Below are 19,428 nucleotides of genomic sequence, written 5' to 3'. Positions count from 1 at the left end.
TGTTGCCTGCAAGGCTCTGGGCTAGACAGCCAATGTGCCGCCATCAACAATGATGGTCTGCCCGTTGACGTAGGATCCGGCCCGCGACGCCAAGAACACCGCAGCGCCCGCGATTTCATCGGGCTCTCCGATACGCCCCATCGGATTGCGTTCTTCAGTCCGCTTGAGATTCTCCTGATCTTCCCAAAGAGCCCGTGCAAAATCCGTTTTGATCAAGCCCGGTGCAATGCAGTTGCTCCGGATGTTGTACTTGCCCAATTCGACGGCCAAATTTCGCACCAACTGAACGTCGGCCGCCTTTGAGATGCTATAGGCTCCTAGAACGTCACTTCCCTTGAACCCTCCGATCGAGGATACAACGATGATCGCTCCATCCCTACGTTCGATCATCTGCGGCGTCACCATCGTAACCAGCCAATGGTTGGCCACAATATTGTTCTCAAGAACCTTACGAAATGCCGCGTCAGGCAGCCCGGACATTGGTCCATGATAGGGATTGCTGGCCGCATTGCAGACGAGCACGTCGATCTTTCCGAGCCTCCGCGTCGCCTCTTCAATCAGATGCTGCAGATCGCTCTTCAACGAGATATTTGCCGGTGTTGATAAGGCTGTACCAGCACCATGGCGGGCGTTGATCGTATCCGCCACCTGATCACAGGACGTCGCATTTCGGGACGAGATGACGACCTTCGAACCGTGCTGGGCGAGCCGCTCGGCAATCGCGCGTCCAATCCCTCGCGATGATCCTGTGATCACTGCGACCTTTCCGGACATATCAAACAGATTTTCCAAGCAAGGCTCCTAAGAGATCTTCACACGCTGCAATACTCACAACGATGTCCTTGCCGAACAGCTCGGCTCCTGGGCCATGGAACGGCAAGTCGTCCAGTCGATAACTGCGCTCACATTTGCTGCATCGCAGAAGGTCATTTTCCGCACTCGACAGCCGAAGACGGTCGTTATCACCGCGCTATGCCATGCCGCTGCCGCCTGAGTTCCATCCGCGCGATCGCGCGGTTATGCACTTCGTCCGGGCCATCGGCAAAGCGCAGGGATCGAATCGATGCGTAGGCGCTTGCCAAGCCAGGGTCCTCGGTCACACCGGCGGCGCCCCAGGCCTGAATCGCATCGTCGATAATTCTGATCGCCATGTTGGGTGCCGCCACCTTGATCATTGCGATTTCGAGTTGCGCCGCCTTGTTGCCGACCTTGTCCATCATATCTGCAGCCTTCAAGGTCAGCAGCCTTGTGCGCTCGATATCGATCCGAGCCTCGGCGATTCGCTGCTCCCACACCGAATGCTCGACAATGCGTTTGCCAAATGCAGTTCGCTCGGTGAGGCGCTCGACCATCTTCTGCAGAGCGAATTCTGCTACGCCGATCGTCCTCATACAGTGATGTATGCGGCCTGGACCGAGCCTTCCTTGGGCGATTTCAAAGCCCCGCCCCTCGCCCAAGATGAGATTTTCCGCCGGAACCTTCACATTCTCCAGGACGATCTGCGCATGCCCATGCGGAGCATGATCGTAGCCGAATACAGTCAATATTCGTTCAGTTCGAATGCCTGGGCTATCCAAGGGAACCAACAGCTGCGATTGCTGCTGATAAGGGGGAGCCGAGGGGTCCGTCTTCCCCATGAGAAGCCCCAACTTGCAACGCGGATCGGGGGCACCCGAGGAGAACCACTTTGTTCCATTGACCACGTAGTGATCGCCGCGTCGTTCGATGCGCGTCTGGATATTTGTGGCATCCGAGGATGCGACGGCAGGTTCAGTCATCAGGAAGGCCGACCGGATCTCTCCGTCCATGAGCGGTCGCAACCACTTGCGCTTCTGCTCCTTGGTTCCATATCGAATGAGCACTTCCATGTTGCCAGTATCTGGCGCCGAGCAGTTGAAGACCTCCGACGACCACTCGATTTTTCCCATCTCTTCAGCAAGCGGTGCATATTCAAGATTGCTCAACCCCGCTCCACGAAACTCCTCATCTTCATGCTCATTTGGCGGCATGAACAGGTTCCAGAGCCCCTCAGCCCGGGCTTGGACCTTCAGCTCCTCGATGACCGGGATCACCTTCCAACGGTCGCCCTCGGACTGCTGTCTGCGATAGGTTGGCTGGGCGGGTCGAACGTGGCGGTTGAGAAAGGTCGCCACACGATGCCCCCATTCACGCTGACGCTCTGACAGCTCGAAATCCATGCACCGCTCCCGCAATCGTCGCGTTGGTCACATCATCCTGACTGGCCCATGGTCAGTCAGGAGCACTTGTCGGCTAAAGTGCCAGCGTGAATCCGCCATTGACTGGATAGGTCTGGCCGGTGATCCAGGGGCTCGCATCCGACGCAAGAAAGAGAACCATGTTCGCAACATCGACGGGATCGCCGCGCCGGCGAATGATGTACTTCTCAAGGATGCGCTTCTCGACTTCCGGATTGGGATTTACACGAGCGTTCGTCTCGGTTGAAATTGCGGCAATTGCTATCGAGTTAGCGGTGACCTGATGGCGCCCGAGACTGCGCGCAACTGCTCGCATGAAGCCTGCCGCTCCGGCCTTGGCTCCCGCATAGATCTCAAGACCAGGATCTCCCCAGCGGCTCGCGTCGGAAATGATGGTAATGATGCGTCCAGGTGCCTGCCTCGCAATCAGGCTTGGAATGACCGCAGACGTGCAGTTGATAACGCCGTAGAGATTCACACCTATGAATTTGTTCCAACTCTCCGGGCCGACCTCCCAAAACGGCTTCTTCAAATCAGCAGTCGGATTTGCTCCCGCATTGCCTGCATTGTTCACCAGAATCCCGATCCGGCCAAATTCCTTCTCGGTCCGCGCCACTGCCTCTTTGACGCTGCTGAGATCGGTGACGTCGGCCTGGACTGCGATTGCCTTGCCCCCCGCAGATCGAATCTCCTCGACAACTGCTTCGGCTCGATCCAGGTGAAAGTCGTTCACAGCAACGCCGCCGGCATTGTGAGCGGCGAAGTGTAGCGCAATGCGCCGGCCGACGTTTTGTCCCGCACCCGTCACGAAGGCAACGCGACCGCCCAAGTCTAGTACATCGTTCACGGGCTTCTCCCTCTCTTTTTTCGTTGGCGAACGTCTTCTTATCGTCGAGACCAGATTGCCACCCGTTCTCCGCGAAACGCGACGTCACCGAATTCTGCGCTGAAGTTGTAGTCTCGCGCAGATTTGCTTGTCAATTAACAAGTTCTCTATGTCCGCTGGCTGGCGGCTTCGAAGTCGGACGCATGGGCAAACGGCAACGGCTTCTCGTTGCTCAATGAAATCAGCCTGTCCCGCCAACGCTTGAGAACATGTTCACGTTCGCCGGGCGTCATAGACGCTGGCCCATGCACGATATGATGCTCGAGGACCTCGAATCCACAAAAGTTGAGCGTCCCGACCCGGATCGGATGAAGTATCCAGTTCATGTCGCCATAAAGCGCAGACGGACCGAAGCGATCTTCACCGGCGCCCATCGAGATCGATAGCAGAGCCCGCTTGCCATACAGCGGTGCTGCTTCGAAAAAGCGACCTCCCCCATATGCGAAGCCCGTCGCCAAAACACGATCGAACCAGCCTTTGAGGATCGCCGGCACAGAAAACCAATAGAGAGGAAACTGAAATATGACCAGATCAGCGCGGGTCAATCGCTCTTGTTCACGTGCGATATCCGCCGCAAAAGAGTGATCGCCTCCGGAGGCCGCTGCCCTCTGCTCAGCTTGGTATTTAAAGAAGCGGTTATCCGCACGTTTGCCAAAGTCCCTTGCAGTCGCCCGCGCCTCGAATTCTTCTGCGTAGAGATCGCTGACCTCAACCGTGAACCCCTGCCGCGAAAGAGTTTGCACGGCGATATCGCGTAGCGCTCCATTGAACGAACGCGGCTCCTGATGAGCAAATACAATAAGTACGTTCATGGACCTTCTCCGCCCCTACCTCAACGCCCTCACCCTTCTGCGGCTTTTTCAACGGCCGCGGAAGATCGGGACCCTTCGTTCGGCCGTAGCCCTCACGCCTTCGTCAAAATCCTCCGTCTGACGGAGCCTATTCTGCTCAGCCAATTCGTGATCGGTGGCCTTCTGGACCCGCTGCGCCAGTCCCTCACGCATTGTCGCGCGCGTAGCGAGCAGGCCCAGCGGAGAGCACTCTGCGATCTCATGGGCAAAATTAATCGCAGCCTCCCGAACTTGACCTTGCGGTACGAGCATATCCGCAAGTCCGATCTCGTAGGCTTCCTGGCCATTCAGCCGACGGCTGGTGTAGAACATCATTGCGGCCTTCGTTCTTCCGATCACCTCGGGGAGAGTGACGGTAAGCCCGAACCCGGGATGGAAACCCAACTTCGTAAAATTGGCCGAGAACCGTGCCTCTGCACAGGTCACTCGGAAATCCGCCGACATCGCCAGTCCAAGGCCGCCGCCGATCGCGGCGCCGTGAACCGCGGCGACGATTGGCTTCTTGTTACGGAATATACGAATTGCCTCGACATAAAGATGACCGGCCTGTCGAGACGAGCGGCGCTCCTCGGATTCCACGTCGACCGCGCGAAAGTCGGCTCCCGCGCAGAACGCCTTGCCCTGGGCTGCAAGCACCACGCAACGCACCTCGATATCTGAATCAATCCGGTCGAGCGCATCCGCAATGCTGCGGATCAGCTTGAGGTCGAAATAGTTCAACGGGGGACGCCGGATCTCGATAATCGCAACGTGCCCGGCTTGAGAAACATCGATATCTCCGCTCAACCTCTATCTCCCGATTTGTTGTCCGCGCTATCGCAAGCCGAGCCCGCGCGCTATGATTCCTCTGAGGATCTCCGTCGTCCCCCCCTGGATCGTGACCTTCGGGGCGATCTTGAGATAGAAGCCGAGCTTTTCTTCGAAAATATGATACGGACGCTCAATCGTCTCGGCGAAGCCGGCCAGATCGCGCGCACGATGCGGAAGCCCCTGTTCCCAGACTGTCCCAACGTCCTTTACAATGGCGGCCTCGACAACGGGTTCGTGACCCTCTTCCAGCATCCCGGCCACTGAAACCGACATACGACGCAAAGTATGTAGTTCCGCGACCAGTCGACCGAGTCCTGAGATGACAGCCGGATGCGACGTCTCACCAACGAAATCGATCAGCTCGACGAGCGCGCCATAGGTCTCAAGGAATCGCTCGGGGCCACTCCGCTCGTAAGCGAGTTCGCTCGTCGCCTGCTTCCATGCGCCGTCGACCTCACCGATGACATGGTCCGTAGGGATGTAGACGTCCTCGAAAACAACCTCATTGAACTCTCGCTGCCCACTCATCTGGCCAATCGGATTGCATCTGACTCCAGGCAACCTCATGTCGACCAAGAACGACGTCAGCCCGTGGCGGCGATTTTCCTTCGACGAGGGCGAGGTCCGGAATAGGCCGATCATATAGTCGGCGTTCTGGGCGTTACTCGTCCAGATTTTGCTGCCATTGATCGTCCAGCCTCCATCGCAGCGCGTCGCTTTTGTGCTCGCTGCGAACAGGTCAGAACCGGAATTCGGCTCGCTCATTCCGATACAGAAACAAAGCTCGCCACGGACAATGGCGGGAAGAATTCGATCCTTGATGGCCTCGTTGGCATAGCGAATCAGCGTTGGGCCGCTCTGCCTATCTGCAACGAAGAAGTGACGGGTCGGAGCATTCGCCACCCGCATTTCTTCGGTAACAACATAGCGATCGAGAAAGCTCCGCTCCTGACCGCCGTACGTCTTCGGCCACGTCATTCCGATCCAGCCCCGCTCGCCTACTCGCTTGCTGAATTCGCGAGCGGTGGACGAGCCGCTTTCCGGATCACGCGGGTCGAACGTTCCTGCGCGGGTTTCAGCCGACAGAAACTCGCGAACTTCACGACGCAACTCCTGGCAGCGCGCCGGCAGACGAATTGGATCAAAGCGCAAGCCGCTCATGTTTTCGTCTCCCAACTCATCGCGACGCGAGCAAGGGCCAGAGCCCTCGCGCGCCAATACGTGAAACTAGCGACCCGAGCTTCCCGCTCCAGAAGACCTCGCTACCGAAGTCATCCCTCCAACCCATTGCCCGCAGGGTATACATGTGAAGCACGTGCTCATCGGTGAAGCCAATTGCACCGTGGACTTGATGGGCAATTGCAGCGCCAACCTCTGCGGCTTCACCGCAGCGGATTTTCGCCGCCGCGACTTCCAGCAAACAGGAGTCACTGGCCGTTAGATCGCGCACGATGGTATCGGCAGCGGAGCCGGCAGCAGCAACCGCTGCCGCCACTTCGCCCCCAAATCTCGCGAGACTGTGCTGCACGGCTTGAAACTTTCCAATCGGCCGTTCGAAAGCGACTCGCTCGGTCGCGTATCTGACCGAAAGATCGAGCATCTTTTCAAGCGCGCCAGCAATCTGCTGCGTTCGTACCACAGCGCCGATCGTCAGCAGCTCCGCCTCGCCCATGCCCTGAGGGGCCACCTCGAGCGCAAGTGGGAGAACGCCGCCGCAATCGACCAGGTCACTGGGCTCTCCGGCGAGATTCTCGCTGTGTTCGATGCGACAATCACTTCTCCGTACGAGGGCGACTTGGCTTGCTTCATCGGATTGGACGAGCAAGACCAAGTGGTCGACATCCCTTGCAAACGGAACCCGTGTGAGTCGGCCCGATAGCCGACCATCGCTGCCCACCCTCAGCTTATCGGTCGGCCGGACCGGACCAATACTGATAGACCCACTTGGCGGAGCGATAGCGGCCCGAGAAAGCAGCCACGACCCCAGCATGGTTTCCGCGAGAGGCAGAGCCAGCGCAGCTCGGCCCGCAGCACGGAGCACCTCAAAGCCTTCCTCGAAGGGCACCTCGGCGCCACCATAGATCTCCGGCACCCAGATGAAGGTGAGACCGGTTTCCTGCAACGCAGCCCATGCAGCATCGCGCCAGCCGCGACTGCGGCTTCGTAAGATCGCACTAGGATCTGCCAAATCGGCAAACACACGCTCAGCAGTCGCAACAATAAAACTTCCGGATTCGGACATTGCATATCCCGCTTATCGTGGCGCTCAGACGATCATTGATCGATCCTGGACACCCGGTCGTGATGAACGCCTTTTGGCTATCCCCGCTAGCTTGCGTCGGAGTCCATGGTCGGTTCACGTAGGTCAACATCACACCCGCTTGGAGTGCCCCTCTGATACTGCCGTTCCTTTGAGATATCCTCCGAGCCGTTGATGTACGATCCGCTCGGCTTCATCCATGATCCGGTCTATCAATTCCCGCACGGTCGGGATGTCATGAATCAGCCCCGCAACCATGCCGCAGCTCCAGACACCACGGTCGACAAGTCCGTCCAGCATCACCTTGGGATAGACACCGCCGACGTGCTCATGAAGCTCGTCGATCGTGACGGCTCCTCCCTTCGTCCTCTCGATCTCAAGAACCTTCTCCGCGGCTTCGTTCTTCAACACGCGCACCGTATTCCTCAAGGGGCGCATGACGAGCCGCGTATCAAGCTCTGTCGCGGCAAGCAGAGCTTGTTTGACATTGTCGTGAACCGGCGCTTCCTTCGTCGCGATAAATCGCGTCCCCATGTTGATTCCGTCCGCCCCTAAAGCCAGAGCCGCTATAAGACTTCGAGCGTCCGCCATTCCACCAGAGGCAATGAACGGAATCGTCAGTTCATCAGCCGCCCGAGGTAGCAGAATCATGTTTGGAATGTCGTCTTCTCCAGGGTGACCGCCGCACTCGAAGCCGTCAACGCTCACCGCATCACAGCCGAGCTTTTCGGCTTTAAGAGAATGCCTCACGGAGGTGCATTTGTGGATGACAGTAACGTTGGCCGCTTTAAAGACGGGAATATAGCGCTCGGGATTGCTGCCTGCCGTCTCGACGATCCTGACGCCGCCATCGACGATCGCGGCGATGTACTCCATATACGGAGGGGGATTGAATGAGGGCAAAAATGACATATTGACGCCAAACGGCTTGTCGGTCATCTCCCTGCACCTTGCGATTTCCCTCGCGAGCAGTTCCGGGGTCCTTTGGGTGAGGCCCGTGATGATCCCGAGACCACCAGCATTCGACACAGCCGAAGCAAGCTCAGCGAAACCCACGTAGTGCATCCCACCCTGAACGATCGGGTGCCTGATGCCGAAAAGCTCGGTAATCCTCGTCCTCATCGTTTCCTTCCCCGGCGCAATTCGCCTCACCCGCCGCCCCATAAAATCGCACAGTATTACTTGCTGGTCATTAAGCAAGTTCATATTTGCCTGTGCGTCGCACAACGGATCTTTACGGCTGGGCCAGGACTAGGAATGGCTTATGAGCCCTTGAATGGATTGGATGAAAACATGTCAAAGCGGACAACCTTGAGGATTTCTAGCATCAGACCGGTAACACCACCTACCGATAGCGGTATCGCCGAATGGTACCACCGCGCCGACTTGGCTGACGCCTTTGCGGTCAACCTCGCTCCCGCGGATGCCGCCAAAGGGATCGAACATCTTGCGCGATGCGTGATGGACGAGCCGTATCCTTGGGTGCGCATGCTCCTGGCCATTCGAGACTTTCTCGTGGCGGGCTTGGGCATCAAGACGTCCGCTCGACTTCGTCATAGAGCCGCGGTGGCGCCAGCGGATTACATCGGCTTCTTTCGCATCCGGTCGCGGTCAGAAAGGGAAATGATCTTGGGTGAAGACGATTGGCACCTGGATTTTCGTGCGTCGGTGATGCTCCGAGCCGCACCTAACGGCTCCCCCGAATTGGTAGCCACGACCGCCGTTCACTGCCGGCATTCGATCGGTCGAGCCTACCTGTGGGCCATTGCGCCATTCCATCGGCTGATCGTGCGCGCAAATCTAGCCCGAGCCGCAAGCAATGCATGGAAGATTAACGATGGGGCCGTCGCAAAGGCGTAAACGCCCGCAGCACAATTGCTCCATCGGCGCCGACGTTCGCTCGCCCCGATCGCAACCGACATCTCTGCGTCGGTTCGCGCACCAAGAGGCCCTTCCCCGGCGGAACTCAAGGCCGATTTCGGCACGCCCCGAACGTTAGCGACGACACGCCTGCTGCGCTAAAGCGTCAACGCTCGCCGGACTGAGCCAGCGAATGCTTTTCGAACGACCTCCAAATTTACATCGCGAGGATCGATCAGCCACATCGCAATTAGAGCCCGAAGAGCTCCGAGTATGATAACGGCCTCGCGATCGGGATTGACGTCCGGACGGACCTCCCCCCGATCAATCCCCGTCCGTATCATGGCTGCAAGCCGCTGCAATGACCGATCATTCACTTGCGACACCGCCCCCCTCAACGCCTGCTCGGTCAGCGATTCGGCTATGAGTGATTGGAGGGTGACGGTGTTTTTTCGGCTCCGCGGCGTTGCCGTCAAATAGCTTTCCACAGCACCCAAGAGGGTGGGCAAGCCAGGCTCAAAGCGCCCTCCCTGATCCAATCGATTCGCGAACCCTTCCGCAATATAGCCCGCCACTGCCTCGAGCAGACCGTTCTTATTGCCGTAGTAGTGCGCCGGCAGACCTCGACTATACCCCGCAGCAATGCCGACATCAGCCAACGTCATCCCCTCGACACCACGCTCGGCGATGATCTCAGCAGCGGCGGCCAGAAGTCTCCGCTCCGCCTCATCGCGACGTTCCGCGTGCGTACCAGGCTCCGGAGGCGTTGCAGGCTTGGCCTTGCGCACGGTGATCCGCCCGGCCATCAGCGCCCCCTTCTTGTAGAGAGATTGCTCCGAACGAACTCCGCCATTTCATCCTTCATCTTGAGAAGATTCAGCTTGTCGGGATTCAAGATCCACTGCGAACGAAGGCCGCGCGTTAGCGCCAGAAGCAAGATCGCCTCGGACTTGGGATCCGCATCCTTCCGGATCTCCCCTTCCAAGATTCCTGCCCGTATCTCGCTCTCAAGACGTTTCAACGCCCTCTTATTGTACTTCTTGAAGACCTCGGCCAGGCCCCACGTGTCGAAGAAAGCCTCCTTTTGCATCAGGTATATTGCACGGGAGAGCTCGAGCCGCCGGGGTGTACACGACATCTCGACAAACCGCATCAGGGTCTCGAGACCCGGCTTGGACGACCCCTCATCCAAAAGCTGCGCATACACCTCATTCACGTACTCGGCAGTGGCCTGAAGCATACGGTCTTTGGTCTTGAAGTAGTGCGCCGCAATGCCCTTACTGTAGCCAGCGGCCTCCCCAACCTCCGCCAACGTCGTCCCCTTGACGCCCCGGACAGAAATAAGCGATAGCGCAGCATCCAAAAGGGCGGCCTCAGCCGCCTCCCGCCGATGAGCTTGGGTCCTACGTGGACGTCGCTGTACCTCGTGTGTCGACGCCATACCTTCCTCGAAATGCTTGCTGACCTTACAATAAGTGCGAAGCCCCTCGCCACGCAAGCCCGAGTTCGACCAACCCACCAGCACCGTACAATTCGAGGACAGCTGAACCGGCTCAGCGGTCGTCGGATTGCTGGTCTCGAATCAGTAAAAAGCCGACAGCTATGCTCAGCCAAAGCAGCCCTAACACGAACGACACTTTCATGGATCGCTCCTCCCGGCCCGCGAAGACCGCCCCCCTTGAGCCTCCCACCCGACGGCTTGCCACAGACTATATTACTTGCTAAACATTCAGCAAGTATGACAAAGATGACCGCGGTTGCGGCGGGTCGGAGCCAGCGAGAGGCTTGACCACCATGGGGGATGCGAACTGATGGGGCGCAGGATGCGAACGCACAAGCCATCGATCCACGGGCCGATGCCGGCACACACGGTCTTCAACTGCACCTAGTAGCATCCTTGCAGCACGGCCGTCCCCTGGGGCGGAGCCGACCACGCCTTTTTTAGCCTCGGAACTGCCCGGCCCGTTCTGCACCAGCGCAGCTCCACTTCCGAAATGTCGATGAAAGGGAACGCACGTGAGCTGGAACGTCGGACAGGTGAGAATCACCAAGATCGTCGAAGTCAAGGGCACTGGCGGAATTAGCGTCGTACTTCCTCAAGCCACTGACGAGGAGGTCCGTAAGGTCGGGTGGATGGTGCCAGACTTTGCACAGTCCGACGGCATGCTGAAGACCACCATCCATTCGCTCGTTCTCGAAGTGGGCGACCGCCGAATTGTCGTCGACACGGGACTGGGAAACGACAAGCAGGGGCGGATCGTCGATGCATGGAACGGTCTGCAGACCTCGTTTCTCGATGACCTGACAAGGGCTGGCTTTCCTCCCGACAGCATCGACACAGTCGTCTGTACGCACCTTCATGTCGATCACGTAGGCTGGAATACTCGCCTCGTGAACGGCAAGTGGATCCCGACGTTCCCTAACGCTCGGTATGTTTTCGGCAAGCACGAGTTCGACTTTTGGAAACACGCTCGTCGAACCCCGATGGACGCTGCCGTCTTTGGAGACTCCGTAGGGCCGATCGCCGAAGCCGGCTTGGCCGACCTCGTGCCCGGCGACTACAGGTTGACCGACGAGATCACCATGATCCCAAGCCCGGGGCACAGCCCGGGTCATATGAGCATTCATATCAGATCCGCTGGAGAGGAATGTCTCCTTCTCGGCGACGTGGCGCACCACCCCATACAGATGCACTACGTCGGATGGTCGTCTCGGGTTGATACGGATGGGGAGCAATCGGCTCGAACGCGTTGGGAGCTCTTTTCCCGCTTCGCAGACCGTCCGGTACTCATCATCGGCGGCCATTTTGACGGTGGCTATATCAAGCGCAGCGGCGACGCGTTCCGCTACGAGCTTGCCTAACGCCGTTCACGGCCACTGCGGCTCTAGATTTGTGACCCGGGCAGGAAGGAGCGAGGGATGAAGGCAGCCGTTCTTTACGAGGTGGGCAAGCCACTCTCGATCGAGGATGTCCGGGTCAAACGACCCGGATCCCGCGAGGTGCTGATCCGAACCAAAGCTGCCGGCCTATGTCATTCCGACCTGCATATGATGGAAGGCGCATTTCCGTGGCCTCTTCCTACTATTCCCGGGCACGAAGCGTCCGGCGTGGTGGAGGAGGTGGGAGCCGAGGTCACCTACGTCAAACCAGGCGATCACGTGATCACCTGTTTGACGGCGTTTTGCGGCTGCTGTGCAATGTGCACGACAGGACGCCCTGTCCTCTGCTCCTCGAGTGACGTGAGGCTCCCGCCAGGAGCCGCCGATCGGTTCGACTGGAGCCACAAGGAAAAGCTCAACCAGTTCATCAACGTATCTGCATTCGCGGAACAGATGCTCGTCCACGAGAATGCAGTCGTGAAGATCCGAAAGGATATGCCTCTGGCGCTCGCAGCGCTCATTGGATGCGCGATTGTCACGGGCTATGGGGCGGTCGTCAACACTGCAAACGTGCGGCCTGGAGAAGTGATTGCAGTTATCGGCTGCGGCGGCGTCGGGATGGCAGCGATCAACGCTGCCAAGATTGTCGGCGCCAGCCGTATCATCGCGATTGATACCAACCCCGTCAAACTTGGTATCGCCGCGAAACTCGGCGCCACCGATCTCATCAATGCCAATGAGGTCGATCCTGTTGCGCAGGTCAAGGAGCTTACCGATGGGGCGGGCGTTCCACACTCTTTTGAAATGATTGGGTCTAGAAAGACTGCCGAACAGTCGTTCGCGATGCTGGCTCCCGGCGGAGCCTCAACCATCGTTGGCATCATGCCGCTCGGAACGACTTTTGAGCTACATGGGATCGATTTCATACGCGAACGTCGTATCCAAGGTTCCTATATGGGATCAAGTCACATTCGTGTCGACATGCCGCGCTTGGTCGACTTCTATCTTTCCGGCCAGCTGCAGCTGGATGAGTGGGTGACGTCGCGGATACGATTGCAGGATGTCAATGAAGGCTTCGCAAGCATGAAGTCGGGCACCGTCCTGCGAAACCTGATCGAGTTCAACTAGGCTCGCCTGGATCAAATCGCATTTGCCTGTCTCCTACGTTTTAGCAGCGGATCAAACAATGATAAGTTCACCTGACCAGCTCTACCGCGGCATTGTTTGTGGTCGGGAGCGCCGCACGCACGAGGAGATTTCATTCCGTGTCGTGCGACTTGCCGGCGGCTTGAGTCGTCTCGGTGTAAAGCAGGGAGACAGCGTATGCATATTGATGCGAAATGACATTTCCTTTCTCGAAGTCTCGTATGCAACGATGCGGCTCGGCGCGTATGCCGTTCCATTGAACTGGCACTTCAAGCCCGACGAGCTCCGCTACATACTCCTGGATTCGAAAGCCACTGTACTGATCGCGCACGTCGATCTTCTTCATGAAGTACGTGACTGGATCCCGCAGACAATCACTGTCATCTGCCTGAACACGCCGTCAGCAGTTCTGGACACCTATTCCATACACCCCGACCGCCTTCTTAAACCCGACTCCACGATTGACTGCGAGACGTGGCTGACGAAACAGGCTCCGTACGACGGGCCGATTCGGCCCCAGCCGCAAAGCATGATCTATACGTCTGGAACGACAGGACATCCGAAAGGAGTCCGTCGCGAGGCGCCGACGCCGGAACAGCAGGCGCACTCCGACCGCCTACGAACGATCATCTCTGGGCTTACAGAGGGATCGAGAGTACTCATGCCGGGCCCACTCTACCATTCCGCCCCGAACGGCTTCGCGCTCCGAGCTGGCAGACTGGGAGGTCTTCTCACCATAATGCCTCGCTTCGATGCCGAGGAATTTCTGGCTTCGGTAGAGCGGGATCGCATCGAAATGACGTTCATGGTTCCTACGATGTTCGTTAGGCTCCTGAAGCTCCCCGAGGGCATCCGCCGCCGATACGATATCTCCTCTCTGAAGCGTGTGGTCCACGCTGCAGCCCCCTGTCCGGCCGAAGTGAAGCGCGCAATGATCGAGTGGTGGGGCCCGATCATCTACGAGTTTTACGGGTCAACCGAATCAGGACCGGTCACGCTGGCAAGTTCCGAGGACGCCCTCAAGAAGCCGGGGACCGTAGGCAAGGTGATGCCTTGGGCCGAACTTCGCTTCATCGACGACAACGGCCACATCCTGCCGCCTGGCAATGTCGGCGAGATCTATACACGCATAGAGGGCACCGCAGATTTCGCCTATCACAACCAGCCTGGTAAGCGTAAGGAGGTCGATCGAGACGGCTTTGTAACGTCTGGCGACGTGGGTTCCCTCGATGAGGATGGCTACGTATTCATCTGCGATCGTAAGCGAGACATGGTCATCTCCGGCGGCGTGAATATTTACCCGGCCGAGATCGAAGCAGTCTTGCATACGATGAAGGGAGTACAAGATTGCGCTGTATTCGGCATTCCTGATCCGGAATTTGGGGAAGCGCTCATGGCGGTCGTTGAGCCCGTGGTGGGAGACAAGATCGATCCGACCGCGATCAGAGCTCATTTGAAAGCCTCTCTCGCCGACTACAAAGTTCCAAAGCACATCGAGATTCGAACGGAGCTGCCGCGTGAAGACTCCGGCAAGATCTTCAAGCGGCGGCTGCGCGATCCGTACTGGGTAGATGCGGGCCGCAGAATCTAGTGACTCATGGCTAGAGGAGCTCCTGCACCAATAACCGCTGGCCTGTGCCGGCGGTCCTTCGTGGCGCGACGATGACACCTGTCAATCGGCGTCAAAACTTTCCTGTAAAAACGACACAAATTTTCACCGGCTCATTGTTTTGTTCATTTTGAGGGCATCTTGGCGCTGCGTCGGCTGGCTTACTACAAGACCATTTTGGAGTTTTGGGCCTCCGGGACTGCCCGTTGTAAGAAACAGATCCTTATCGTGTCCATAGCCGCCATCGGCATCGTGCGGAAGATCCCGTCGCTCCCGGGTCTTATCGAAAAGCTCCGGCTGATCGCCCACCGTCTTCAATCGATCCAGTCTCCTGGCGTCAGATCTTCACGGAGCGGCCGGTCAACGGCATACGGTACCGGCGGCAGCCGAGCCGGCCATCTCCAGTTCTATGACCCATCAATTTGCCTTCTAGCTACCACGCAAGGTGCGCCCCATATATAGTGCTTGGACTCGCTAGAGAGGTACTGATCAGCTTCGCTGAGCTTCATCGTTTCAGCCCTCGACGTCTATAGATAAATTCATCTGCCTGAGAGAAAGGCTTCGACAACAGCATTAAAGACCGCCGGTTCCTGCCGATTCATGGCGTGTGAGGCACCGCGAATTACAACAGCTTCTGCTACGTTGGTGGTGGAGCACTTGCGCATGGCCTCAAACATCTCAGCGTAGCGTTTCGGACTCTTTTCCCCGTTCAGGAGTAGAACCGGAAATTGAAACTTGGCGATCACTTCACACGAAAGACTCGGCCGTTGCTCGGGGCGCATCGCCGTGCCAATGTTGTCCAGAAGAATTGTCTTCTCCTCCTGACTCAATTCGTCCCATCCCTTGGGACCATTCAAAGCTTCGACAAACCCCTTTATGGCACCCTCGCGGTCGCCTTTGGCAAGGTGGGCCGCAAATTCATCACGCAGCTTCCGTCCATCTGCGGCACCACTTTGAGAGCTGTCCGGAAGCAACGTTTCCATACCGCTTGCATCGGCAAGCATGAGGGTCTTGATGACTTCAGGATGTCGTGCGGCGACATTCAGCACGACTGCACCACCGCGCGAGTGACCGAGGAGGTGCACCGGACCGAGATCAAGTTTCCGGATTAACTCGGCCACATCGTCGGCGTGTTGGATGATAGAGAAATCCGAGCCATTGCCGTCCCACCGCTCGGGGAAGAAGTGCCTCAAGCTAACCGCAATGACTCGGTGCTGCCCCGCGAAAGCCTCGATTTGCGGGCTCCAATACCGATAATCGTTCATCGAACCGTGCACCAGCAAAACCGGCGTTCCGCTGCCAGCTTCCTGATATGCCATTGGATAGCCGTTGACCTCGATCGATTTGATACCGGGCGGGAGTTGCCACGGAGCTTGAGCCTGTGCGGGTAACATGATGGCCGCCCAAAAAAGTGTCGCGATCAAACACTTGTGCATAGATTGTTCCCTTCGAGATTTCCTCACGTCCGACTAACTACGACTGAGACCAGCAGACGTGCGTTCTCCCCTGCTTCATACGCATCCGCGATATCCGCGATTTCGAATGGATGCTGCGGTGGACCCTTGATAGTGAGCGAGCGCAAGTCGGTGAACTCGTCGACTACTGCATTGCCGCCGGAGCGGTCGTAACCGCTCGACTTGCCCCTTCCGAACCGCATCGGCGGCTCGTCGGCGGCTTCAGATCGTTGATGTGACAGATGCCGCTCGCGATTCTTCTTGCGGTAGCCATGACCCGAGAACTGTCCTGGCTGATAATTGCGGCTGAAAGCTCGTACTCCGTGTCGTTGGCGGCCTTGATGGCCTCCCCGATTCCATTCACGCGCATGATCGGCATGACCGAACGACTCCTCGCGGTAGATCGTCATCTCCGGCGTCAGGTGGTCGAGCAGGGTTGCTTCGATCACGCGCCCTGCCCGCATTCTACGGACGACTACCTTGGCTCCTTCGGCGACGGCATCGTCGCTCAGCGCATCCATCTGCTCGGCGGCCTTGAGATTGACGAGCGAGCCTAACGCGATATGCCCGCGCGCATCCCCCATGGGATGTTTCGATGCCTTGGCCGCAAACTCGGCCCCGAACTGGTCCGCGACCTGTCTGTCGACGATGACGCGCTCGGTCGACATGCAGATCAGGCCCTGGTTGCACTGGTTTATGAATACACCGAAGGCGGCTGCGTTCACAGCGTGATCGACATCTACGTCACCCATCATAACGAACAGCGCCTTGTCGCATTTTATGCCCTTTGTCTCTTTCCAAGACTGTCACGAGGCGTTTCGGGTCTTGGCTCGTTTGCGGAAACAGCGTCACGAATCGACGGCCGCAGGCTTCCTCAGAACATCGAGTTTGAGTTTGCGGCCTCGAATGGAACGCGCTGCAGGACGTCCCAATGCTCCACGATCTTGCCGTTCACGAAGCGAAAGATGTCCATCCCGGCCCAGTCGGCATCGCCGGGCCACTCCTGACGCGTGTGCAGCACCACGAGATCCCCCTCGGCCAGAGCACGGACAAAATGAACCCGCTTGCCTGGATACTCGCGTGCCATGCGCTCGAAATAAGTGATGAACCCATCCTTGCCGTCGGGCACCACAGGGTTGTGCTGGATGTAGCGGTCGCCGACGTAAAGTTCGACGGCTTCGTGTGGACGACATTGATTGAACATGAGCTCGTAGAAGGCCTGTGCCGTCGCTTTGTTTTGATCGGGACCCATGCGGACCTCAGGCGTTGAAGGCCGAAGCGGTGCTTTCACCGCTTCACTTTGGTGCTCACATGCGGAATGGCCGCCACGATTACTATGGTGGCCAGTCCGGAAACCTTGGAGCCACGGATCCCGCGGCACCGGCAACGCCCGCCTTTCCGTTGCATCGCTTGGCGGGGTTGTCCGTCAAAGTCCCTTGGACAATTCGGTCGCCGGCGGCCGGGAATAATGAATGTGGACGATCCGCCATCCCAATCCTGCGAGATTTTCGTAGACCTGGGTTTCCCTACCGGTGGTGTGCAAGGCCGCGCCGTTTTCCTTGATCGTGGCGACGAAGTCCCAGTAGAACTCCACGACTGCCGACTCCCCATAAACGTGGATTGCCGGCTCGCCGACCAGCTTGAGGTGCCGGTCCTTGAGCGCGCCGCCCATGATCTTGTCGTAGAAGTTGGTCTTGATCGAGTCCCAACCCTTTTCGTGTCCGAGCGGATGAATGAAGCTCACTTGCGGGGTCGTCGACCAGACCTTTGTGGCCATGTCCGGATCGGCCGCATCAATCGATTGCATGTAGATGTCGATGTCCTTGCGGATCGTTGCTCCTGCGTCCTCGGCCCGTGCGGTCGAAGCCAGCGCCATACACACTACGGCTACACTTGTCGTGAACTTGATACCAGCAGACACGAGTACTCCTCCCTTTCGCAATGCATGGACGACATTCGGCAGCTAGAACGGATAGTGCTGCGGACCTTCGATCGTGATCCAGCGCAGCTCGGTGAACTCGTCGATCACGGCCTTTCCGCCGAAGCGGCCGTAGCCGCTCGACTTGACGCCTCCGAACGGCATCTGCGGCTCGTCGGCGACGGTCGGACCGTTGATGTGACAGATGCCGCTCGCAATCCTTCTTGCGGTGGCAATGGCTTGCGGAATGTCCTGGCTGAAAACCGCGGCCGAAAGCCCGTACTCGGTGTCGTTGGCGACCTTGATGGCTTCCTCGATTCCGTTGACGCGCACGATCGGCTTGACCGGACCGAACGACTCCTCGCGGTAGATCTTCATCTCCGGCGTCACGTGGTCCAGCAGCGTCGCTTCCATCACGCTTCCAGTCCGCTTGCCTCCCGCAACGATCTTGGCTCCCTTGGCGACGGCATCAGCGATCAGCGCATCCATCTGTTCCGCGGCCTTGAGATCGATGAGCGAGCCCAGCACGACATGCCCGCGCGGATCGCCCGCGGGAAGTTTCGATGCCTTGGCGGCTAGCTTGGCCACGAACTGGTCCGCGACCTTGCTGTCGACGATGATGCGCTCGGTCGACATGCAGATCTGGCCCTGGTTCATGAACGCACCGAAGGCGGCCGCGTTCACAGCGTGATCGATATCTGCGTCATCGAGCACGACGAACGGTGCCTTGCCGCCGAGTTCCAGCAGCACGGGCTTCAAATGCTCGGCCGCGAGCTTCGCGATGATGCGGCCGACGCGCGTCGACCCCGTGAAGTTCACGCGGCGCACGTCAGGATGGGAAATCAGGGCTTCGACGATCTTCGGAGCATCCTGGGGCGCGTTGGACAGAACATTGATGACCCCTTTCGGGAAGCCGGCATCGTTCAGGACCTTGCCAATGAGATGGTGTGTGCCCGGGCACAGTTCGGAGGAGCGAAGAACAACCGTGTTGCCGCACGCCAGCGCCGCGGCGATGGCCCGCGTCCCGAGAATGACCGGCGCATTCCACGGCGCGATCCCGACGACCACCCCCACCGGCTGCCGGATTGCCATTGCCAGAACGCCGGGCTTGTCAGAGGGGATGATCTCGCCAGTAATCTGCGTGGTCATCGCGGCGGCCTCGCGGAGAATTCCAGCCGCGAGATGCACATTGAAGCCGGCCCACGGCGCCGTGGCGCCGGTCTCGCGCAGCATCAGGTCGACGAATTCCGCCTGTCGACTCTCCATCAGATCCGCCGCCTTGAGAAGCAGGGCGCGGCGCTGGCCCGGTCCGGTCTGCGACCAGATCTCGAACGCGTTGTGCGCGGCGGCAACCGTCCGGTTGACGTCGTCGACCGATGCGGCCGCGGCGCGCGAGGCGCACTGGCCGGTGACCGGGTCGTGGCGATCGAAGGTCGCACCGTCATGTGCGTCGACGGGCTCGCCGCCGATCAGGAGACTGACGTTCATTGTCATGCCTTTCGTCTCTTTCCAAGAATGTCGCAGAGCGTCGGGGGCCT

The 19,428-nt window shown here is 58.5% G+C and carries 19 protein-coding genes; 4 read left to right on the top strand and 15 right to left on the bottom strand.

Features of this window, described 5'->3' with window-relative positions; all coding sequences use genetic code 11:
* Positions 1–21: 21 nt before the first annotated feature.
* The 8 genes from ACQR07_RS34445 to ACQR07_RS34410 form a co-directional block, all read right to left on the bottom strand.
* The gene (locus tag ACQR07_RS34445) at positions 22–774 is read right to left on the bottom strand and encodes an SDR family NAD(P)-dependent oxidoreductase (RefSeq protein ID WP_434906530.1); all 753 of its coding nucleotides are present in this window, start codon (positions 772–774) and stop codon (positions 22–24) included.
* A 188-nt stretch (positions 775–962) separates the two neighbouring features.
* Positions 963–2,198 carry an acyl-CoA dehydrogenase family protein gene (locus ACQR07_RS34440; RefSeq protein WP_434906491.1) on the bottom strand — a complete coding sequence of 412 codons (1,236 nt, stop codon included), beginning with the start codon at positions 2,196–2,198 and terminating at the stop codon, positions 963–965.
* Positions 2,199–2,271: 73 nt separating this feature from the next.
* Positions 2,272–3,063 carry an SDR family NAD(P)-dependent oxidoreductase gene (locus tag ACQR07_RS34435; RefSeq protein ID WP_434906490.1) on the bottom strand — a complete coding sequence of 264 codons (792 nt, stop codon included), beginning with the start codon at positions 3,061–3,063 and terminating at the stop codon, positions 2,272–2,274.
* A 146-nt stretch (positions 3,064–3,209) separates the two neighbouring features.
* Complete coding sequence (locus tag ACQR07_RS34430; protein ID WP_434906489.1) at positions 3,210–3,914, bottom strand: NAD(P)H-dependent oxidoreductase; 705 nt, start codon at positions 3,912–3,914, stop codon at positions 3,210–3,212.
* 48 nt (positions 3,915–3,962) lie between these two features.
* Complete coding sequence (locus tag ACQR07_RS34425) at positions 3,963–4,739, bottom strand: enoyl-CoA hydratase/isomerase family protein (RefSeq protein WP_434906488.1); 777 nt, start codon at positions 4,737–4,739, stop codon at positions 3,963–3,965.
* A gap of 27 nt (positions 4,740–4,766) precedes the next feature.
* Positions 4,767–5,924, bottom strand: coding sequence for an acyl-CoA dehydrogenase family protein (locus ACQR07_RS34420; RefSeq protein ID WP_434906487.1), 1,158 nt, complete (start codon positions 5,922–5,924; stop codon positions 4,767–4,769).
* A gap of 16 nt (positions 5,925–5,940) precedes the next feature.
* The gene (locus tag ACQR07_RS34415) at positions 5,941–7,005 is read right to left on the bottom strand and encodes an acyl-CoA dehydrogenase family protein (protein WP_434906486.1); all 1,065 of its coding nucleotides are present in this window, start codon (positions 7,003–7,005) and stop codon (positions 5,941–5,943) included.
* A 129-nt stretch (positions 7,006–7,134) separates the two neighbouring features.
* Complete coding sequence (locus tag ACQR07_RS34410; protein ID WP_434906485.1) at positions 7,135–8,145, bottom strand: NAD(P)H-dependent flavin oxidoreductase; 1,011 nt, start codon at positions 8,143–8,145, stop codon at positions 7,135–7,137.
* Positions 8,146–8,280: 135 nt separating this feature from the next.
* Here ACQR07_RS34410 and ACQR07_RS34405 point away from each other — a divergent pair, with 135 nt between their 5' ends.
* Entirely contained in the window at positions 8,281–8,883 is a 603-nt protein-coding gene (locus tag ACQR07_RS34405) for a DUF2867 domain-containing protein (RefSeq protein WP_434906484.1), read from the top strand.
* Between the two features lie 158 nt (positions 8,884–9,041).
* On the opposite strand, the gene ACQR07_RS34400 is transcribed toward ACQR07_RS34405, so the two are convergent.
* Together ACQR07_RS34400 and ACQR07_RS34395 are read right to left on the bottom strand one after the other, a co-directional pair.
* The gene (locus ACQR07_RS34400) at positions 9,042–9,689 is read right to left on the bottom strand and encodes a TetR/AcrR family transcriptional regulator (protein WP_434871038.1); all 648 of its coding nucleotides are present in this window, start codon (positions 9,687–9,689) and stop codon (positions 9,042–9,044) included.
* The gene (locus tag ACQR07_RS34395) at positions 9,689–10,324 is read right to left on the bottom strand and encodes a TetR/AcrR family transcriptional regulator (RefSeq protein WP_434871039.1); all 636 of its coding nucleotides are present in this window, start codon (positions 10,322–10,324) and stop codon (positions 9,689–9,691) included. The genes ACQR07_RS34400 and ACQR07_RS34395 overlap by 1 nt, the downstream gene beginning before the upstream one ends.
* 575 nt (positions 10,325–10,899) lie before the next feature.
* On the opposite strand from ACQR07_RS34395, the gene ACQR07_RS34390 reads away from it, so the two are divergent.
* Genes ACQR07_RS34390 through ACQR07_RS34380 form a run of 3 tightly spaced genes read left to right on the top strand, consistent with a single transcriptional unit; the run spans position 10,900 to position 14,500 of the window.
* On the top strand, positions 10,900–11,745 hold the full coding sequence (locus ACQR07_RS34390) for an MBL fold metallo-hydrolase (RefSeq protein ID WP_434871040.1): 846 nt from the start codon (positions 10,900–10,902) through the stop codon (positions 11,743–11,745).
* Between the two features lie 57 nt (positions 11,746–11,802).
* Positions 11,803–12,891, top strand: coding sequence for a Zn-dependent alcohol dehydrogenase (locus ACQR07_RS34385; RefSeq protein ID WP_434906483.1), 1,089 nt, complete (start codon positions 11,803–11,805; stop codon positions 12,889–12,891).
* Between the two features lie 58 nt (positions 12,892–12,949).
* On the top strand, positions 12,950–14,500 hold the full coding sequence (locus tag ACQR07_RS34380; RefSeq protein WP_434906482.1) for an acyl-CoA synthetase: 1,551 nt from the start codon (positions 12,950–12,952) through the stop codon (positions 14,498–14,500).
* A 557-nt stretch (positions 14,501–15,057) separates the two neighbouring features.
* Here the strand turns inward: ACQR07_RS34380 and ACQR07_RS34375 are convergent.
* The 5 genes from ACQR07_RS34375 to ACQR07_RS34355 form a co-directional block, all read right to left on the bottom strand.
* Entirely contained in the window at positions 15,058–15,954 is an 897-nt protein-coding gene (locus ACQR07_RS34375; protein WP_434906481.1) for an alpha/beta fold hydrolase, read from the bottom strand.
* Positions 15,955–15,977: 23 nt separating this feature from the next.
* Complete coding sequence (locus tag ACQR07_RS34370; protein ID WP_434906480.1) at positions 15,978–16,727, bottom strand: aldehyde dehydrogenase family protein; 750 nt, start codon at positions 16,725–16,727, stop codon at positions 15,978–15,980.
* Between the two features lie 119 nt (positions 16,728–16,846).
* Entirely contained in the window at positions 16,847–17,224 is a 378-nt protein-coding gene (locus ACQR07_RS34365) for a nuclear transport factor 2 family protein (RefSeq protein WP_434906479.1), read from the bottom strand.
* A 174-nt stretch (positions 17,225–17,398) separates the two neighbouring features.
* Positions 17,399–17,893, bottom strand: a complete 495-nt coding sequence (locus tag ACQR07_RS34360) for a YybH family protein (RefSeq protein WP_434906478.1) — start codon at positions 17,891–17,893, stop codon at positions 17,399–17,401.
* Between the two features lie 42 nt (positions 17,894–17,935).
* The gene (locus ACQR07_RS34355) at positions 17,936–19,378 is read right to left on the bottom strand and encodes an aldehyde dehydrogenase (protein WP_434906529.1); all 1,443 of its coding nucleotides are present in this window, start codon (positions 19,376–19,378) and stop codon (positions 17,936–17,938) included.
* Positions 19,379–19,428 lie beyond the last annotated feature (50 nt).

It is taken from the genome of Bradyrhizobium sp. HKCCYLS20291 (assembly GCF_051167715.1).
GTDB lineage: Bacteria > Pseudomonadota > Alphaproteobacteria > Rhizobiales > Xanthobacteraceae > Bradyrhizobium.
The sequence above is the reverse complement of the archived record's forward strand: the minus strand, read 5'-3'. Positions and strand labels throughout refer to the sequence as shown.

What these genes read in the sequence shown, in the direction of transcription:
- ACQR07_RS34355 (WP_434906529.1), bottom strand. Translation starts at nt 19,378, where the DNA reads ATGAACGTCAGTCTCCTGATCGGCGGCGAGCCCGTCGACGCACATGAC.
- ACQR07_RS34440 (WP_434906491.1), bottom strand. Translation starts at nt 2,198, where the DNA reads ATGGATTTCGAGCTGTCAGAGCGTCAGCGTGAATGGGGGCATCGTGTG.
- ACQR07_RS34370 (WP_434906480.1), bottom strand. Translation starts at nt 16,727, where the DNA reads ATGATGGGTGACGTAGATGTCGATCACGCTGTGAACGCAGCCGCCTTC.
- ACQR07_RS34445 (WP_434906530.1), bottom strand. Translation starts at nt 774, where the DNA reads ATGTCCGGAAAGGTCGCAGTGATCACAGGATCATCGCGAGGGATTGGA.
- ACQR07_RS34395 (WP_434871039.1), bottom strand. Translation starts at nt 10,324, where the DNA reads ATGGCGTCGACACACGAGGTACAGCGACGTCCACGTAGGACCCAAGCT.
- ACQR07_RS34415 (WP_434906486.1), bottom strand. Translation starts at nt 7,005, where the DNA reads ATGTCCGAATCCGGAAGTTTTATTGTTGCGACTGCTGAGCGTGTGTTT.
- ACQR07_RS34400 (WP_434871038.1), bottom strand. Translation starts at nt 9,689, where the DNA reads ATGGCCGGGCGGATCACCGTGCGCAAGGCCAAGCCTGCAACGCCTCCG.
- ACQR07_RS34375 (WP_434906481.1), bottom strand. Translation starts at nt 15,954, where the DNA reads ATGCACAAGTGTTTGATCGCGACACTTTTTTGGGCGGCCATCATGTTA.
- ACQR07_RS34410 (WP_434906485.1), bottom strand. Translation starts at nt 8,145, where the DNA reads ATGAGGACGAGGATTACCGAGCTTTTCGGCATCAGGCACCCGATCGTT.
- ACQR07_RS34365 (WP_434906479.1), bottom strand. Translation starts at nt 17,224, where the DNA reads ATGGGTCCCGATCAAAACAAAGCGACGGCACAGGCCTTCTACGAGCTC.
- ACQR07_RS34430 (WP_434906489.1), bottom strand. Translation starts at nt 3,914, where the DNA reads ATGAACGTACTTATTGTATTTGCTCATCAGGAGCCGCGTTCGTTCAAT.
- ACQR07_RS34380 (WP_434906482.1), top strand. Translation starts at nt 12,950, where the DNA reads ATGATAAGTTCACCTGACCAGCTCTACCGCGGCATTGTTTGTGGTCGG.
- ACQR07_RS34405 (WP_434906484.1), top strand. Translation starts at nt 8,281, where the DNA reads ATGGCTTATGAGCCCTTGAATGGATTGGATGAAAACATGTCAAAGCGG.
- ACQR07_RS34420 (WP_434906487.1), bottom strand. Translation starts at nt 5,924, where the DNA reads ATGAGCGGCTTGCGCTTTGATCCAATTCGTCTGCCGGCGCGCTGCCAG.
- ACQR07_RS34385 (WP_434906483.1), top strand. Translation starts at nt 11,803, where the DNA reads ATGAAGGCAGCCGTTCTTTACGAGGTGGGCAAGCCACTCTCGATCGAG.